This window comes from Lysinibacillus sp. JNUCC-52 (genome assembly GCF_015999545.1).
In the GTDB taxonomy this organism is placed as follows: Bacteria; Bacillota; Bacilli; order Bacillales_A; family Planococcaceae; genus Lysinibacillus.
Window position 1 is genome coordinate 1,117,036 of record NZ_CP065546.1, and the last position, 16,828, is coordinate 1,133,863.

Sequence of the window (16,828 nt, forward strand, 5' to 3'; positions counted from 1 at the left end):
TAAACCCCTCCATTTTCAGCTATTCATATAAAAATGATGTATCTCTTGTCTCCATTAACTGTGTTGCATTTTTTGTTAAATAAGCCATGATTGTATCAGATAATACATTGCCAAAACTAAAACGTTTAACGCCTAATTGTTGTAGCGTCTGACAATTTGTTAGACCTGGTAACGACATTAAATTTATTGGCGCATCAATCGCTGAAGTCATTTCTCTTATTTCATCATGATCTATCAACCCTGGTATAAAAATTCCACTAGCACCGCTGTCGACATATGCCTTCGCTCTTGTCATTGTTTCTAAAAAGGGCTGCTCCATTTGAAAATATGTATCTGTCCTTGCGTTAATAAAAAAGTCTTTATAACCATGTTGATCTAACATCGTTCTCATTTCTGCTAATAGGGAACAATGTTCATTAATATTTCTTAGTCCTTTTTGTTGTTTTAGTGAATCCTCAATATTAATACCTGCCACGCCAACATCGGCTGTTCTTAATACATTCTCTAATATTGTTTTCGTATCGCTTCCATACCCTGATTCAATATCCGCTGAAACTGGAATATTGACATTCTCGGTAATTGTTTTAATTATAGCTAAATGTCTGTTAAAATCGATACATTCACCGTCTGTATATCCAAGCGAATTTGCGATTCCCCAGCTTGTCGTTCCTATAGCTTTAAAACCCGCCTTTTCTAACGTTAATGCGGATAATAAATCCCAAACATTCCCTAATAATAATAAATCTTGTGTTGTATGTAACGCATTGAATGTTTTTATTGTCGTCATATTTAATCCCCCTATACATGATAGATATCATCTTAACAGGGGTGCATCAGACATTTCGTCCTCATTCTTGCTCTTATGGTCCATTGCAGACACTTATATAACATTAAAAAGCTACATCATTGCACCAATTATTAAAAGTCCCTCCTAGCATAATGCTAAAAGGGACCTTTATTATTTCTGCCAATTACTTAATTCTTTTAATAGCTCTGGTAATTGTAATTTCCTTACATTTATCGGTGGTAATGCATGAATAAATTCTTTTCCATAGGATTTTGTGCTAATACGGCGATCTAACACAATAAATGCGCCCTTATCTTGCGATGAACGAATTAATCGGCCAAACCCTTGCTTAAAACGCATAATGGCTTCAGGTAAAGAAAGCTCAGTAAATGAGTTGCGCCCTTGCAGTGTGATATGTTTGGCACGCGCTTTGAACACGGGCTCTTCTGGAGAAGAGAACGGTAGTCGTACTACGATAACCGAAGAAAGTGCGTCACCTGGAACGTCTACACCTTCCCAAAAGCTATTTGTTCCAAATAACACTGCTTGGCTAAATTTCTGAAATGACTTGAGAATACGCATTCGACTACCACCTGTCACACCTTGTGCGAAGAGCATATAGTCATCGAGCAGCTCACTATCCTGTATGAGCTCAACCGTTTTGCGCAACATATCTTGTGCAGTGAATAGCACAAAGCAGCGGCCTTCCGTCATACGAACCGTACGTGTAATGGCATGTGCAACCGCCTCTATATATTCCGCCTGTGTAACTTGTTGAATATCTGGCATATCCGTGACGATAAATGCCTTTGCCCCTGCGTAGTACGACGGATGTGCCTGTAACTTTACGACCTCCACACTGTCTGAAATACCTAACTGACGTGTAATAAAACGTTCATTACCTGGCACGGTTAACGTACCAGAAGTCCAGACGATACTTGCTTGGTGACGGAGTGGCGCAAGCACCTTCTCAATGATTGGTGTAACATTTACTGGCTTTTTAAAGACATGTAGACTACCTGGGACACTGCGCAAATCAAACTCAAACCACACTGAATTATCCTCATGGGGTAATAGGAAAATTTCCTCCCATTCGGCAATTCTTAGCTTCATTTCACGAATCCAATAATGCCACTCAGATACAATAAATATTTCATTTTTGTCTAATTGTTCAATATTATTTTCAAATGCTTTGCCCGCTTCCACTGCAAGGTCTAGCCATTGCTGTAATAATTTGCTGACTTGTAAGAGTGGCTCTTTTGCAAGAGATACATCCTCTAAAAACAGTGTACACTTGCTACTAGTCTGTTTGCCTTTAATCTGCTGTTGCACTTTTTGTACGACACGCTGAATTGTTTCATCGAACACACGCTGTAGGCGTATAAATTGCTTGTCAAGTTGCTGTAAACTTTGCATCGGAATGCGTTGCTTCTTTTTAGCCGCCTGACTAAATTGCTGAAAGAGGGCTGTTTCTTCCATTGTACCAATTTGTCCAAAAATATATTTCCATTGAGTATACGAAAAGACCGTTTCATCTTGTTGCATAGCTGCTTGAATAACTTGATGTGCTTCATCAATAATCCAACCATCAATTTGTGTAAAAATGGGTGTTTGTCGAACTAAATCACTAATGACCATTGAGTGATTTGTCACGATACAGTCCGCTGTTGCACTATTTTTTAACGCTTGCTCGTAGAAATCAAAGCCCTTTGTCGGTTTGTCATCAGGTATTTTACGGATTTTTTCTAAAAACAGTTGCCCTCCGCCCGAAACATTAAGTTCACTTAACACACCAGTTTGCGTTTTTGTTAGCCATACAAGCAATTGTAAAATTGTAAAGGTATCATCATAGGATTCATCCGCATATGCCATACACTGCTCAAAGCGTGCGAGGTCAATATAATGCTGCATGCCTTTAAGGACAGCTACATTTACTTTTGTACCAAGAATTTTTTCGATTTTCGGTAGTTCCTCTTCGACGAGCTGCTCTTGTAAATGTGCTGTATACGTACTGATCGCTATCTTTTTATTGTGCGCTCGCGCATATAAAATACTAGGTAAAAGATATCCAACTGTTTTTCCGATGCCTGTCGAAGCCTCGATAACGCATTCTTTTTTCGTATTCAATGCTTGCCAAATCGTATCCATCATTGCAAATTGTGCTGGTCTTTGCTCAAAGTTAGGCATAGCCTTTGTCATCATTGCTTCTTTATCTTTAGCAGTTTGAGGGTAAGGTAATAGCTCAGACTGAAAAACCTGTTTTTGACGTCCATCACAAATTGCAAAATTTCGATAGTAGGTAATATTTTCATCAGTTGAACTTTGATGGCGTTTTATTTGTAATGCCTCAAAGAAGAGCTGAGATAAGTTAGATTTTAATCGGAACGAGCGTTTATGCATTTGTTCCAGCGTTAGTTGTGGAAGGTTAAGAAGCTCCTCCCAACAATGTTTAAAAAGCTCAGCTGTTGCAAGCGCATCATCGTCCGCTCTATGTGCATTTTCAAGCTCGATATTTAAATCGGCTGCTAAATCACCTAGCTTAAAACTTAGTGACATAGGAAATAATATTTTTGCTAGCTCTACCGTATCCATTTTCTTACCATGCCATTTTGGTAAACCAGCTCGTTTGAATTCTGCTTGTAAAAAGGATAAGTCAAAATCGGTATTATGCGCGACAAAAACACTATCGGCAATTAATTCATATATGTAGTCCGCATGTGCCTCGAACGGCAATGCATCCTTAACATCCTCGTCCGTAATATGCGTTAAATCTTGAATAAAGGATGGAATAGATTTTCCTGGATGAATAAATTTCGTATAGGTGCGCTCTATTTTCCAATCCTTCATAATGACAATGGCAATTTGGATCATACGGTCACCATTTGCTGGAGAATGACCTGTCGTCTCCAAATCAACAATTGCATACTTTTGACTTTCCATCATACATCTCAACTCACAGTTCACATTAGATAGATGAATTTTATCATAAATTCATCTCGCTGGTCATCCTTCCGCCATCTTGGATGAAAGAAAATGCTTTTTCGCTAATGTTTTTCCATAAAACTCCTCAAAATTGTTTGAAAATTGAGTGAGTGTCTGATACTTTAACATAGACAACTAGCAATACATAGGCTTCTAAAAGCGGAAAAATCCACTTCGCTTTCCGCGGGCACATTGTAAGCCGCAACCGTCGCTATCGCGCCGCCTGTTGCGTCTTACATTGTGTGCTGTTCCCGCAGGAGTCTTCGTGGATTTTTACTCGACTATACAAAAATGACTTGCATTGAAATTGTGTGAGTGACTGGCACTATAAGATAGTTGCTTCAGGCTCGTAGGCAATCATTTCTTTAATTGTATTGCCTTCTCCCATAATTGCTACTGTTGGTTTATGTTCTTTTGCCTCTGCATTATCTATATAAACATAAGAGATAATGATAACAATGTCTCCACGTTGGACGAGGCGCGCTGCTGCACCATTTACACAAATAACGCCTGAACCACGCTCACCTGCAATAATATAAGTTTCAAAGCGAGCACCATTATTATTATTTACGATATGCACTTTCTCGTTTGGTAGCATACCGACTGCATCTAGTATATTCTCATCAATTGTGATAGATCCTACATAATTTAAATCCGCTTCCGTAACTGTAGCACGGTGGATTTTACTATTCATCATCATTCTTAACATATTATTTTCCTTCTTTCACATTAAAAATACAATTATCGATTAAACGTGTTTGTCCGATATAAACAGCAGTTGCTAAAAGGACTTGTTCCGTTTGAGCTGTTACAGGGAGTAGGTCTGGGTAAGCTAATAATTCGATATAGTCAATTTTGCCATGTGTGCTTTTAGTAATGTGAGCCTGTGCTTTTGCCAATGCCCCAGTTGCATCACCATTTGCTAAAAAACTGTCTTTTGCAAGCTGTAAAGCCTCATATATAGCTGGTGCTTCACTGCGATCTTTAGCACTCAAGTAGACATTACGCGAAGATTTTGCTAAACCATCTTCCTCACGTACGATAGGCACGACACGCATTTCTAAAGGAAAATGATAATCACGTACCATCGTAGCGATAATAGCCGCTTGCTGCGCATCCTTTTGACCGAAGTACGCACGGGTTGGCTGCGTTAAGTGAAATAAAATAGATACGACCTGTAATACGCCATCAAAATGACCTGGTCGACTTGCCCCACATAAAATGGTTGCCTGTTCGCCTGCATGGATGAAAATTCCACCATTATGCGGATATATCTCGTCAACACTTGGTGCAAAGACAATATCTACACCTACAGATTGTGCTAAAGCCTTGTCACGTTCTAAATCACGAGGATAACTTTCAAAGTCCTCATTTGGACCAAATTGCGTCGGATTAACGAATATACTCATCACAACAAGGTCATTTTCCGCACGAGCTTTTGAGGCTAATGTTAAATGGCCTTCATGCAAATAACCCATCGTTGGCACTAATCCAATGGTTTTTTGTGTTAGCTTAGCTGCTTGTATTTCTGCAGTTAGTGCTTCGATTGTTGTAATGACTTTCATTTATTTAACGCCTCCGTATAGCTGATCTAATGCTTCATCCTTCATCGTGAAGGAGTGTTTTATTGTTGGGAATGTCCCTGCTTTCACTGCATTTACAAAACTTTCAATACCACTACTTGCTTCACTTCCCATATCGGCGAAGCGTTCCACAAATTTTGGCACATGATGTGATCCATAGCTTAGCATGTCATGGAAAACTAACACTTGTCCATCTGCCTCAAGTCCAGCGCCAATGCCAATCGTCGGAATCATTAGTGCAGCGGATACTAACTCTGTTAGCTGATGTGGAATACATTCTAATACAATGGCACAAGCCCCCGCAGCTTCACACTTTTTGGCATCCTCAATAAGTTGTTGTGCCTGTTCAGCTGTCTTCCCCTGTACCTTGTAGCCACCAAGTACGCCTGCTAATTGCGGTTGCAATCCTAAATGGGCAACGACAGGGATACCTGCTGATGTTAATTTACGGATTACTGGCAATACATCCCCTGCTCCCTCTAGCTTAAGAGCATCTGCCCCTGTTTCCTGCATCATGGATACCGCTGTTTTTAAAGTGTCGTTAATCTCACCTTGATAAGACCCAAATGGCATATCCACAATCATAAATGTATTTTTTGCCCCGCGACGTACAGCTTTTGCATGATGGACCATATCCGCAACCGTTACTGGCATCGTTGATGAATAACCAAGCACAACCATTCCAAGCGAATCGCCTACAAGAATCATTTCAACACCTGCTTCCTCAGCAAATGTTGCGGATGGATAATCGTATGCCGTTAACATAACGATTTTCTCTCCTGCTGCTTTCATTTTTAAAAAATCTGATGTTGTCTTCATTGTGTAGTCCTCCTTTTTTAAGGAAAAAAACAAAAAGACCTTTCTATTCCGAAAATGGACAGAAAGGTCATGGGTTCGTTCAGAACTGTTTTACCCCATTGTCAACAGATTAGTAGGCTTTTGTATGCCTATGCAAATAACAATCCGTGACATGACGTTGAGGCTTTCACTTCATTTAACCAACTAGAAACAAGCCATTACAATTTTGTAGGTAGACTGTTTCCACTCAATCAAGTTAAATTTTGAACGCATCGTTTTCTTCCGTCCCTGTCTATAAAGATCAAGGCAGATATTTGTTGTAATTTGTAAATCAATTTTGAAGGTGCCGTTCACAAAGGATACTGCCCTTCAGCACTACTATAACAGATTCCAATTAATCTTCAAATATTTTTTTCTAGTAATTGACTTCCCGCTAAAATTTCCCTCTCCCATTATTTTCACAAAAATTGACAAACACATACTATACGTCATATACTATCAGCATACTATACAGCATATAATATAAAACCTTGTATAGGTAATTGAATGTGAGGTGGAAAGATGACATTTCAGCTAGGCTCCGCATTACTCGACGCTTGTGTACTTGCAATTGTTGATAAGGAGGATGCATACGGCTACTCATTAACACAGCAAGTACAATCTGTGATGGATATATCCGAATCAACACTGTATCCAGTATTGCGCCGTTTACAAAAAGCGAACTACCTAACAACCTATGATCAACCTTACCAAGGGAGAAATAGACGGTATTACCAAATAACCGAGCAAGGGCGGATACGATTGCTAGAGCTTTTACAGGAATGGCAAATGTATAAGCAAAAAGTTGACTGTGTACTTTTAGGAGGGAAATTAGATGGATAGAGCTAGCTATTTAAGAAAGCTACGCAGCAAATTAAGTCGGCTTCCAGCGCACGAGCTAAATGCTGCGCTTGTCTATTATGAAGAGTATTTTGATGAAGCAGGTGTAGAAAACGAACAGCAAGTCATTGCGCAACTAGGGTCTCCCTCTGTTGTTGCCTCACAAATAATGGCTGATTTTGCCATAAAGGATTTAGATGCAACACCCGCATCTACAAAGAAAAATATGACCGCGATTTGGCTCATTATTCTAGCAATATTATCGGCACCACTATCAATACCATTACTTGCAGTTGCAGTAGCACTAATTATATCGGTTGGAGCCGTCATTTTCAGCTTTGTTGTGGCGATTGTAGCAACAGTTTTAAGTATCTTTTTAGGTGGTGTTGTTGCACTTATTGCAGGTTTCTTTGTGTTAACAGAGCACTGGCCAACGGCACTTCTCTTTATAGGAATAGGGCTAATTGTTACTGGATTGGGCGTTCTCCTTTTCCCAGCCGTAGCGCGCTTGATTAAAAAAATTGGTCTTGTTTGTGTAGAAGTTTTGGCAAGTTTATTCCGTAAAATCACAAAAAAGCGTAAAGGGGGATTTTAGATGATTTCGCGATATAAGCTTATTGCGCTTAGTATGATTACTTTAGGTATTTTGCTTGCCGTCATTGGTTTTTCCTCTGGAGGAAAATTGAATATCGTACAAGAGGGTAATGGCTTCACTGTACCTGCTAAAAATGGGCTCGAAAATAATTTTTATACACTTGAAGCATTTACAGACCTGCACATAAACAATGACTACGGGGATGTTGAAATACTTCAGTCAGATAATTATTCATTAGAAACAAACGTTATGAAAAATACGGATGTGACTTATAGCATTAAAGATGGTACTTTGACAGTTGAAACGAAAAGTAAAAGAAAAAGTGGCATGTCGATTGGCATTGGCTCATGGAAGTCACCCTCCATAAAAATTACGGTTCCAAAAGATACAAAATTAAATTCGCTAGTGATTGACAGTAATTTTGGCGATACAATACTTAAAGGTTTCCACTACAAACAACTCAATGTTAAAGAGGATTATGGCGATATCCTACTGAAAAATATTACTGGAGAAAAAACGGAAATAACACAGGCATTCGGTGATTTAACGCTTGACCAATTTAATGGTAACGGCTTTATTGTTGAGAGCGAGCATGGGGATATCAATATAAATGGGACACTTAACGGTCAATCTAAGATTACCTCTAGCTTTGGAGATACTTCGCTACACTTAGACAATAACAAAAGTGATATAGGATTCGAATTAAAAACAAGCTTTGGCGATATTACAGTGAATGATAGTTCTCAAAATAGTAAAGTTTCACAGCTACATGCAGGAGAAAATCAGCTTAGTATTTCTCTTTCTCATGGAGATATAGAATTATCTTTAAAATAATAGATAGAACAGCCGTTAGTATAACTAAAAGCTGCATGGAAATTAATAACCATGCAGCTTTCTTTTTTATAAAATTTTAATATCTCCCGAATAAATTGTTCGAATTGTACCATCTTCTAATGTTAGCTGTAGCACGCCTTCATCTGTAATGCCGCTTGCAATTCCTTCAAAACGTTCGCGTAAAGTGGTCACCTCAATACGCTGTCCTATTGTGCATGACATTTGCTCCCATAGCTCCTTAATGCTAGAGAAGCCCTCTTTTACGAAAAGCTCAGTAAACTGCTCTAAATATTGTAAAATCGTTGCAACAAGCGCGGCACGATTAATTTCCTCTCCTGCAGCTAATCGTAGCGATGTGGCAATATCTGCGATGTCAGGTGAAAAATCATTTTCTTGCTGGTTGGCATTGATACCGATCCCTACAAGTAATGCTTGTACAAGGTCAGCCTCTGCTTGCATTTCTGTTAAAATTCCTGTACATTTTTTGCCGTTTATTAGTAAATCATTTGGCCATTTTATGGCAGGCTCAACATTTTTGTATAAAGTTTTAATCGCCATTGTCACTGCTACGGCTACGACAAGTGTAAATGAAGACGCTTGCTGTGGTGATACATCTGGTCGTAAAATAATGGTCATCCAAATACCCGTGCCTTTTGCTGATTCCCATGGTCTAGACATGCGACCACGTCCTGCCGTTTGCTCTTCACCAATGACAATCGTTCCATCTGGCGCACCTTCTTGTGCTAGCTTATGCGCAATTGTTTGTGTGGAATCCACCACATCAAAATAGTGAATTTCTCGTCCTAACCACTCTGTTTTTAAAAATAATTCTAATTGTGTTGGACTTAAAGTATTCGGCACACCAGTTAACACATAACCTTTTTTCTTAACGGTTTCAAAAGTATAGCCTTCCTCCTGTAGCGTCTGCATATGCTTCCAAATCGCCGTACGTGATACACCTAGTGAATCTGCCAATTCTTGTCCTGAAACCGCCTCACCACTCGCTACTAATAATCTTTTTAAAATTTCATCTTTCATGGACATACTCATTCTCAAACCAATCCTTTAGTATTTTTCTTCATTGCAATCTTGAATTACGAACGAACATCAATGGGTTAACACAAAAGGTCATTAAGATTTACCATTCATGCATTAAAATACTGTATAAAAGAGAATCTCGCCAGCCATCTCTTAATAACAAATCTTGTCGTATTCTACCTTCATTGGTCATGCCGACTTTTTCTAACACTTTTGCAGAGCCAACATTTCTTGGGTCACAAGTGGCGAAAATACGGTGTAAATTCAATGTCTTAAATCCAAAATCAATTAGCAGCTTCGATACTTCTGTTGCATATCCGTTCGCCCAATAATCTGGATGAATAATATAACCAATCTCACCTTGTCTATTCGAACTATCTCGAATATTAATCTCTCCAGCACCAATTACCTGTTCCTTTACAATGACGGCAAAAACAAAGCGACTTCTAGGTATGATTGAAGCATCTAACATTACTTGTGTGACAAACTCATATGACTCTTTTTCGGAGTTCGGACCCCAAGGTTGATATTGACAAACAATTGGTTGAGATGCGTATGCATGCACGGCTTCCCAATCCTGACGTTCCATCGCTCTTAGTATAACGCTTTCCCCTTTTAAATGGTCGATCATCATCAACCCCCTTTGATTGAAATTTTATTTATGTATAAATCGTTTTCGTTTCATCCTTAAAAAAATAAGCAAGTGACCTTTTAATGACGTACTTTCAATGGTCACTTATTGTCACTTGCCCTATTTTCATTTTATAATCCACTAGTCATCCTTCAAGGTCATACTCCCGCTCAAACCAATCTTTGATGTCTTTGCGCTCATTAGACAGTTCCCCATTAATAACAGCCGTTAAAATCAATTGCAAGGCTTCTTTTAACCATGGTCCTCGATTTTGTCCAGACCATTGTAGTAAATCCATTCCATTTACTACAAGCTCTTGGCGATGTCTTATTGGTAAGCGTGCCTGAGCCTCCCGTATACTTTGCTGCGAGTTGGTCGCTAGTTCTTTCAATTGCGCAAAATATTGTGCTGTTTCGAGCTCCTCTAACGAATACGTAAAATAGTCCATACTTGTCCAGCCTTTTTGTAGCGCATGAAACGCACTTAAAACAGCTTTAACAAATGCCATTTCCTTATTAGACAAACGATAGGTACGCAATACTTCCTGCCATTGCTCTTCTTGTAGAAGAGCAAAATACGCCCAACCACAAGTTGCATTTTTTACAGAAAAACCATGCCAATGCTCTCCTTGAAAGTTACCTTGCAAATAGGATACTAGTCCACTTTCTTCAAGCTTTCGAATGCCATTATAAACTTCTTTTCCTACCCAAAGCTTATCAAGTTCAGCCTTAATGCGCTCTTTGGCAACCCATGCGATATCTGAAGCTTTTTCCTGCATTGCTTGAAGTGTCTTGGCCTCGATAGTAAAGCCAAGCTGTGCTGAAAAACGCACAGCCCTTAGCATTCGTAAGGCATCCTCAGCAAAACGTACTTTGGCTTCTCCTACTGCTCGAATCACACCAGTCTCAATATCACGTTGTCCACCATAAAAATCTACAAGCGAGCCATCTCGACGCATAGCTATCGCATTCATCGTAAAGTCACGACGCTGTAAATCTTCTTCTAGAGAGCGAACAAAATGAACCTCCTCTGGTCTTCGATGATCCGAATATTCTCCGTCCGTACGATAGGTTGTTACTTCAACGGGTGCTGTCGGCTCAAGAACAAGCACAGTGCCGTGTTGAATACCAATATCAACCGTACGATTAAAAACAGTTTTAACTTCTTGTGGCAATGCATTTGTCGCTACATCGACATCATGTACAGAACGATTTAATAGGGCGTCTCGCACAGCTCCGCCTACGACAACTGCCTCAAAGCCCGCCTCCTCCAATTGTTCAATAACGGAGAAGGCAGCCTGCCATTCTTTATTGTTTTGCATGGTTTTTTTCAGCAACCTTTTCATACAGTTGTTCATACTGCTCAACAATTTTAGATGAGTGGAATTTTCCACTCACTGCACGCATTGCTGCTTCGCGGAAACGAAGTAATTTATCTTCATCGTTCAGTAACTGTACAGCATAGTCAGCTACAGCATCCGTATCGCCTAATTCCACTAAATAGCCATCTACACCATGATCAATGACTTCTGGTATCCCACCAACGGTCGTACCGATACATGGCACACCACAAGCCATTGCTTCAAGCAAGACAAGTCCAAAAGATTCTTGTTGTGAAAGTAACAGCTTTAAATCACTAATAGCGTATAATTCAGCTAAATTTTCTTGTTTGCCTAAAAATAAAACGTCCTTAACATATGGGCTTTCTTTTACTTGATCCATCACACGATGCTTTTCAGGTCCATCCCCTACTAACAGTAGCTTCGCTTTTACATTTTCACGGATTTTCATAAACGCATCGACAATATGAGGGAGGTTTTTAATTTTTCGGAAGTTAGAAACATGAATAATAACTTTTTCATCTTCTTGAATGCCAAACTGCTCTTTTAAGTTACCAGCATTTTGCGGACGATAGACACGCTCATCCACGAAGTTGTATATCGTTTCAATTGGCTTAACAGTATCAATAAGTTCGTAGGTTTGCTCTTTTAGTGACTCTGAAACTGCTGTCACAATGTCAGATTTATCAATACCATATTTAATAGCTTGTGACAGTGTAGAATCCTGTCCAAGAACGGAAATATCCGTACCATGGAGCGTTGTCACAATGCCAATATTTTGCCCACTCATTTCTCGGGCTAGTACCGCACATACGGCATGTGGGATTGCATAATGTACATGTAGCACGTCTAACCCTTCATCTTTAATCACGTCCGCCATTTTACTCGCTAATGCAATATCATATGGCGAATACTGAAATACTGAATAATTGTTCACTTCTACTTCATGGAAAAAGACGGTCGGATAAATTTTATTCAATCGAAATGGTACGCTTGAGGTGATGAAATGAATTTCGTGCCCTCTCTCTGCTAGCATTTTTCCTAATTCTGTTGCAATTACACCAGAGCCTCCAACTGTTGGATAACAGGTAATGCCGATTTTTAGCTTTCTCATTCGATAATCATCCTTTCTGAATTCACGTCTTTTAGTCTCGTCTTTCTTGAATCAGTCTCCAATCCACAAAGCCCTCTTGTAGGCCCTTTAGTAGTATTTCTGCAGTTCCCATATTTGTTGCCAGTGGCACTTGGTAAACATCACAAAGACGGATAAGTGCAGAAACATCTGGCTCATGTGGTTGTGCTGTTAATGGATCACGGAAGAAAATGACCATGTCCATATCATTATTGGCAATCATAGCGCCAATTTGTTGGTCCCCTCCAAGCGGACCCGAGCGGAAACGTGTAACCTCTAAGCTTGTTGCATCGATAACACGTTGCCCTGTTGTACCTGTTGCGTAAAGTGTATGTTCATTTAAAATATCACGATACGCGATAGCAAACTGTACTAGATTATCTTTTTTACGATCATGTGCAATTAATGCGATTTTCATAAGTTTTCCATCCGTTCTTTAGATGATGTTTTCTAAACCATAAACTAGCTGATCCATTTTCATAACTTCTTCTACACAAAATGCAACGCCAGACATAAAGGAATTACGATTTAATGAGTCATGACGGATTGTTAATAATTGACCGTCTCCTCCAAACAATACTTGCTGATGTGCCACTAAACCAGGTAAGCGAACAGAATGAATTCGCATACCATCAAAATCAGCCCCTCTTGCGCCTTCAATCGTTTCTTTTTCCTGTGGATGACCTTGCGTTTTTTGTGCTCGCACCTCTTGGATCAGTTGTGCTGTTTTGACACCAGTACCAGATGGTGCATCCAACTTTTGGTCATGGTGCATTTCAATGATTTCTACATCGGGTAAGTATTTTGCTGCTTCTTTAGCGAATTTCATCATCAGGATTGCCCCAATCGCAAAGTTCGGTGCAATAATGCATCCTAACTCCTTCTCATTAGCAAGTGCTGATAATTCTTCAAGTTGCGCATCTGTAAAACCAGTTGTGCCAATAACTGGTCGTACATTTAAATTTAAAGCTTCTTTTGTATGATTATATACTGCATGTGGATTCGTTAAATCTACTAATACGTCAGGTGCAGTTACTTCTACTAGCTCATTCATATCTGTAAAGATTGGTGCTGTATAACTTGCTGGAAACATCTCTAAATCAGCTAATGTCTGGCCAACCTCTTTATAATCAAGTACAGCTACTAACTCCATTTTGGCATGTTTCATAACTGTATGTACAGCTTCAGCTCCCATTTTTCCTCTTGGCCCTGCAATTGCTACACGAATCGACATTATTCCTCTTCCTTTCTTGTCCAGCGATCCTTATCTCTCGTTTCAAATTTATGTATGACGCGTAAAAGTGCCTCATCTAATTTTATACCTTGAGCATTAGCAAAGCATACTAAAACAAAGAAAAAGTCACCTAATTCTTCTTCAATACTATTCGTTTCTTCAGAGCTCTTTTTCTTTTTCTGCCCGTATACGTCCTGTACTTCGCGTGACAATTCTCCAAGCTCTTCCGTTAAACGTGCGAGTAGTTCAAAAGGAGGGAAATAACCTTCCTTAAATTGCCCAATATAGTCATCCACACGTTTTTGCAAGGCTTGCATCGTTATCTGTTCTGTCATCCCATATCACACTCCTAATTACCATCGTATAAAATTTACACCATTGTTGTCAAAAACAATAAAATGACAGATAATAAAACCACTACTTCATAGTTAGGAATTACAGGAGGTCTTATGTTCAAACAGATCAGAATTCGTAATATTATCGCAATAATGCTCGGAGCAGCCATTTATAGCTTTGGTTTTGTACACTTTAATATGCAAAATCAGCTAGGTGAAGGTGGTTTTAGTGGGATTACCCTTGTTCTCTATTTTACACTAGGTTGGGATCCCGCATTACTTAATTTAATCTTGAATATTCCAATGTTTATTTTAGGTTGGCGCCTACTTGGAAAAAAATCTTTTATCTACACATTAATAGGTACAATTTCAGTATCCATTTTCCTGAAAATATTTCAGAAATACCAGTTCACGATTCATTTAGAGGATGATTTATTCCTCGTGGCACTGTTTGCTGGTGTTTTCGTTGGACTAGGGCTCGGTATTGTTTTCCGCTTCGGTGGCACTACTGGCGGTGTGGATATATTAGCACGTCTCGGCCATAAATATCTAGGCTGGAGCATGGGGAAAACAATGTTTATTTTCGATGCTATTGTTATTATAATATCGTGGCTAACATTTTTAGATGCACGTTCTATGATGTATACGCTAGTTGCTGTCTTTGTAGGTGCACGCGTTATTGATTTTGTTCAGGATGGTGCCTATGCAGGACGTGGAGCACTCATTATTTCTGAGAAATCGAGTGCAATTGCGGATATGATTGCATTACGTATGGAACGAGGCGTTACGATTTTAGAAGGGCATGGTCACTTTACAAAGCAAGCCAAAGAAGTGATTTACTGCGTTGTTGGACGCAATGAAGTTGTACGTTTAAAATCGATTATCCATGAAGTTGATCCTCATGCGTTCGTCTCCATTTCGGAAGTTCGTGATGTGGCGGGAGAAGGCTTCACGCTCGACGATCAAAAACAACCATTACATTAAAATGAAAAAAGTGTTAGATTGACAGTAAATCAATCTAACACTTTTTCTTGCTAAAGGACGATGTGATCCGCTACGGCGATTGCTTTTGTCTTATCGGCGATTCTTCGTGTCTTATCGGCGATTGCTCGTGTTTTATCGGCGACTCATCGGCTTTTATCGGCGATTACACGTGCCTTATCGGCGATTCATCAACTTTTATCGGCGATTATTCCCTACATACAAATAAAAAACTTGTTATAGTGGTCATCCCACTATAACAAGTTTTTCTTAGTCATCACTACGCATATTTGTAAAGATTAAAATTAATCGTAATAATTCTAAAACAGCTACTGCTGTAGCAGCTACATAAGTTAACGCAGCGGCACTTAACACTTTACGCGCTGGACGTTCCTCTTCGTTCGTAATAATACCAAGTGAATTCATTTGCACGAGTGCACGCTTTGAAGCGTCAAACTCAACTGGTAATGTTACTAATTGGAACACTACACCTGCTGCTAATAGGACAATACCTAGCAATAACATATTAGATAAACCAGAAAAAATTCCGATCATAACAAAAACCCATGAGAAGCCAGATGAAAAATTAGCAACTGGAACAAGCTTACTACGTAAAGTAAGCATTGAATATGCCTCTTTATGTTGAATGGCATGGCCTACTTCGTGGGCAGCAACCGCTGCACCTGCTACACTTGCCTCATAAAAGTTACTTTCTGATAATGCGACTGTTTTTGTCGCAGGGTTGTAGTGATCAGATAACACACCTTGTGTTGGTACAACTCGCACATCGTACAAGCCGTTCGCATCTAAGATCGCCCTTGCTACCTCAGCACCAGTTTGTCCCTTCATGGTACGTTCCTTTGCAAACTTATTATACGTACCTTTTACCTTCATTTGAGCGTACAATGGCAGTAGCATAATAATCGCAAAATAAACAATATACATGCCTGTTGACAATTTCCTAACCCCTTTCTACCTCGATACTATAATTCTATAGAGATTTCCCTAATTGGGCAAATATTTGCGCCACCTAATTGAGAAAATAGCAATGAAAATACAAGCAATTGATAACCAAAAAGTAAAATATCCAATAGCACTTGTATATTCCGCTAAATCACGATACATTGGCATTTGCCCAAACACATAGTCTATGACATCATTATGCAAAGTCCAAACGGCTGCAACCGCAACATGCCAATACGAAAATACATATTTACCGATGTAAAGGATTCCTTGAAATGCCATCGCAAAATGGGATCCGATAAGCATCCAACCTTGCCAGCCAATGTAGCCTGTTTCTACTAAAGTCCAAAGATTCATTACATCTGCCCAAATACCATATTTAACTAATGTGACAAGTGCTAACACTTCCATCAATGGCCATCTTTTTCCTACTATCCATGCCAACAGCACAAAACAAAAAAACAAACTAGCAGTCGGACTATCTGGTACAAAAATATAAAAAATCGGCTTCGTAATCGCTAATTGCCAGCCATACCAATAATAGCCGTAAATCGTTCCTAACAAGTTGATAAGTAGTAATATGATTAAAAATGTTTTATGCGTAAGGAGGTACCAAATATTTGCACGTGTCATTTGCATGATTAAAACTCCTTTACTATCCGTCCATACTAAGATGTCTTTTTCTTTAATATTTATGTATTTTTTGGCGGCTACGCC

18 protein-coding genes are annotated in these 16,828 nt (G+C 39.3%); 4 read left to right on the forward strand and 14 right to left on the reverse strand.

The genetic code is table 11. From position 1 onward, the window contains the following. Positions 1-19 precede the first annotated feature (19 nt). From JNUCC52_RS05860 to panB, 5 genes are all read right to left on the reverse strand, one after another. Entirely contained in the window at positions 20-787 is a 768-nt protein-coding gene (locus JNUCC52_RS05860) for an isocitrate lyase/PEP mutase family protein (protein WP_337981674.1), read from the reverse strand. A 171-nt stretch (positions 788-958) separates the two neighbouring features. Continuing rightward, the gene (gene dinG / locus JNUCC52_RS05865) at positions 959-3,730 is read right to left on the reverse strand and encodes an ATP-dependent DNA helicase DinG (RefSeq protein ID WP_337981675.1); all 2,772 of its coding nucleotides are present in this window, start codon (positions 3,728-3,730) and stop codon (positions 959-961) included. Between the two features lie 364 nt (positions 3,731-4,094). Next, entirely contained in the window at positions 4,095-4,478 is a 384-nt protein-coding gene (gene panD, locus JNUCC52_RS05870; protein WP_337981676.1) for an aspartate 1-decarboxylase, read from the reverse strand. Position 4,479: 1 nt separating this feature from the next. Beyond that, positions 4,480-5,334 (reverse strand): pantoate--beta-alanine ligase, encoded by an 855-nt coding sequence (gene panC, locus JNUCC52_RS05875; protein WP_173478485.1) that lies wholly within the window; start codon positions 5,332-5,334, stop codon positions 4,480-4,482. Continuing rightward, entirely contained in the window at positions 5,335-6,171 is an 837-nt protein-coding gene (panB, locus tag JNUCC52_RS05880; RefSeq protein WP_173478484.1) for a 3-methyl-2-oxobutanoate hydroxymethyltransferase, read from the reverse strand. 540 nt (positions 6,172-6,711) lie between these two features. Here panB and JNUCC52_RS05885 point away from each other — a divergent pair. The 3 genes from JNUCC52_RS05885 to JNUCC52_RS05895 are packed head-to-tail and all read left to right on the forward strand — an operon-like array spanning position 6,712 to position 8,458. Next, positions 6,712-7,032 carry a PadR family transcriptional regulator gene (locus tag JNUCC52_RS05885; protein WP_173478483.1) on the forward strand — a complete coding sequence of 107 codons (321 nt, stop codon included), beginning with the start codon at positions 6,712-6,714 and terminating at the stop codon, positions 7,030-7,032. After that, entirely contained in the window at positions 7,025-7,624 is a 600-nt protein-coding gene (locus tag JNUCC52_RS05890; RefSeq protein ID WP_337981677.1) for a DUF1700 domain-containing protein, read from the forward strand. Before JNUCC52_RS05885 ends, JNUCC52_RS05890 begins: the two co-directional genes overlap by 8 nt. Next, positions 7,625-8,458, forward strand: coding sequence for a DUF4097 family beta strand repeat-containing protein (locus JNUCC52_RS05895; protein WP_337981678.1), 834 nt, complete (start codon positions 7,625-7,627; stop codon positions 8,456-8,458). A gap of 66 nt (positions 8,459-8,524) precedes the next feature. Here the strand turns inward: JNUCC52_RS05895 and JNUCC52_RS05900 are convergent, their stop codons facing one another. From JNUCC52_RS05900 to JNUCC52_RS05930, 7 genes are all read right to left on the reverse strand, one after another. Further along, positions 8,525-9,508, reverse strand: coding sequence for a biotin--[acetyl-CoA-carboxylase] ligase (locus JNUCC52_RS05900; protein WP_337981679.1), 984 nt, complete (start codon positions 9,506-9,508; stop codon positions 8,525-8,527). A gap of 88 nt (positions 9,509-9,596) precedes the next feature. Next, on the reverse strand, positions 9,597-10,127 hold the full coding sequence (locus JNUCC52_RS05905) for a GNAT family N-acetyltransferase (protein ID WP_337982190.1): 531 nt from the start codon (positions 10,125-10,127) through the stop codon (positions 9,597-9,599). 145 nt (positions 10,128-10,272) lie between these two features. Further along, positions 10,273-11,448 carry a CCA tRNA nucleotidyltransferase gene (locus tag JNUCC52_RS05910; protein ID WP_337981680.1) on the reverse strand — a complete coding sequence of 392 codons (1,176 nt, stop codon included), beginning with the start codon at positions 11,446-11,448 and terminating at the stop codon, positions 10,273-10,275. Further along, positions 11,435-12,580 (reverse strand): N-acetyl-alpha-D-glucosaminyl L-malate synthase BshA, encoded by a 1,146-nt coding sequence (gene bshA, locus JNUCC52_RS05915; protein WP_173478477.1) that lies wholly within the window; start codon positions 12,578-12,580, stop codon positions 11,435-11,437. The genes JNUCC52_RS05910 and bshA overlap by 14 nt, the downstream gene beginning before the upstream one ends. A gap of 31 nt (positions 12,581-12,611) precedes the next feature. Next, entirely contained in the window at positions 12,612-13,016 is a 405-nt protein-coding gene (gene mgsA / locus JNUCC52_RS05920; RefSeq protein ID WP_173478476.1) for a methylglyoxal synthase, read from the reverse strand. An 18-nt stretch (positions 13,017-13,034) separates the two neighbouring features. Next, a complete protein-coding gene (gene dapB / locus JNUCC52_RS05925) occupies positions 13,035-13,832 on the reverse strand; it encodes a 4-hydroxy-tetrahydrodipicolinate reductase (protein WP_173478475.1) in 798 nt (265 codons plus the stop codon). Then, entirely contained in the window at positions 13,832-14,167 is a 336-nt protein-coding gene (locus JNUCC52_RS05930) for a nucleotide pyrophosphohydrolase (protein ID WP_337981681.1), read from the reverse strand. The genes dapB and JNUCC52_RS05930 overlap by 1 nt, the downstream gene beginning before the upstream one ends. A 114-nt stretch (positions 14,168-14,281) precedes the next feature. Between JNUCC52_RS05930 and JNUCC52_RS05935 the strand changes: the two genes are divergently transcribed. Then, a complete protein-coding gene (locus JNUCC52_RS05935) occupies positions 14,282-15,151 on the forward strand; it encodes a YitT family protein (RefSeq protein ID WP_173478473.1) in 870 nt (289 codons plus the stop codon). A gap of 267 nt (positions 15,152-15,418) precedes the next feature. Here JNUCC52_RS05935 and JNUCC52_RS05940 read toward each other — a convergent pair whose 3' ends face one another. Both JNUCC52_RS05940 and lhaT read right to left on the reverse strand, forming a co-directional pair. Next, positions 15,419-16,093 carry a zinc metallopeptidase gene (locus JNUCC52_RS05940; protein WP_337982191.1) on the reverse strand — a complete coding sequence of 225 codons (675 nt, stop codon included), beginning with the start codon at positions 16,091-16,093 and terminating at the stop codon, positions 15,419-15,421. A gap of 60 nt (positions 16,094-16,153) precedes the next feature. After that, positions 16,154-16,750 carry a lipoprotein heptaprenylglyceryl N-acetyltransferase LhaT gene (gene lhaT / locus JNUCC52_RS05945; RefSeq protein ID WP_173478472.1) on the reverse strand — a complete coding sequence of 199 codons (597 nt, stop codon included), beginning with the start codon at positions 16,748-16,750 and terminating at the stop codon, positions 16,154-16,156. Between the last annotated feature and the right edge of the window lie 78 nt (positions 16,751-16,828).

Bases quoted from the DNA above. Each gene is read 5' to 3' on its own strand.
- JNUCC52_RS05860 (WP_337981674.1), bottom strand. From the start codon at position 787: ATGACGACAATAAAAACATTCAATGCGTTACATACAACACAAGATTTA.
- dinG (WP_337981675.1), bottom strand. From the start codon at position 3,730: ATGATGGAAAGTCAAAAGTATGCAATTGTTGATTTGGAGACGACAGGT.
- panD (WP_337981676.1), bottom strand. From the start codon at position 4,478: ATGTTAAGAATGATGATGAATAGTAAAATCCACCGTGCTACAGTTACG.
- panC (WP_173478485.1), bottom strand. From the start codon at position 5,334: ATGAAAGTCATTACAACAATCGAAGCACTAACTGCAGAAATACAAGCA.
- panB (WP_173478484.1), bottom strand. From the start codon at position 6,171: ATGAAGACAACATCAGATTTTTTAAAAATGAAAGCAGCAGGAGAGAAA.
- JNUCC52_RS05885 (WP_173478483.1), top strand. From the start codon at position 6,712: ATGACATTTCAGCTAGGCTCCGCATTACTCGACGCTTGTGTACTTGCA.
- JNUCC52_RS05890 (WP_337981677.1), top strand. From the start codon at position 7,025: ATGGATAGAGCTAGCTATTTAAGAAAGCTACGCAGCAAATTAAGTCGG.
- JNUCC52_RS05895 (WP_337981678.1), top strand. From the start codon at position 7,625: ATGATTTCGCGATATAAGCTTATTGCGCTTAGTATGATTACTTTAGGT.
- JNUCC52_RS05900 (WP_337981679.1), bottom strand. From the start codon at position 9,508: ATGAGTATGTCCATGAAAGATGAAATTTTAAAAAGATTATTAGTAGCG.
- JNUCC52_RS05905 (WP_337982190.1), bottom strand. From the start codon at position 10,127: ATGATCGACCATTTAAAAGGGGAAAGCGTTATACTAAGAGCGATGGAA.
- JNUCC52_RS05910 (WP_337981680.1), bottom strand. From the start codon at position 11,448: ATGCAAAACAATAAAGAATGGCAGGCTGCCTTCTCCGTTATTGAACAA.
- bshA (WP_173478477.1), bottom strand. From the start codon at position 12,580: ATGAGAAAGCTAAAAATCGGCATTACCTGTTATCCAACAGTTGGAGGC.
- mgsA (WP_173478476.1), bottom strand. From the start codon at position 13,016: ATGAAAATCGCATTAATTGCACATGATCGTAAAAAAGATAATCTAGTA.
- dapB (WP_173478475.1), bottom strand. From the start codon at position 13,832: ATGTCGATTCGTGTAGCAATTGCAGGGCCAAGAGGAAAAATGGGAGCT.
- JNUCC52_RS05930 (WP_337981681.1), bottom strand. From the start codon at position 14,167: ATGACAGAACAGATAACGATGCAAGCCTTGCAAAAACGTGTGGATGAC.
- JNUCC52_RS05935 (WP_173478473.1), top strand. From the start codon at position 14,282: ATGTTCAAACAGATCAGAATTCGTAATATTATCGCAATAATGCTCGGA.
- JNUCC52_RS05940 (WP_337982191.1), bottom strand. From the start codon at position 16,093: ATGTATATTGTTTATTTTGCGATTATTATGCTACTGCCATTGTACGCT.
- lhaT (WP_173478472.1), bottom strand. From the start codon at position 16,750: ATGCAAATGACACGTGCAAATATTTGGTACCTCCTTACGCATAAAACA.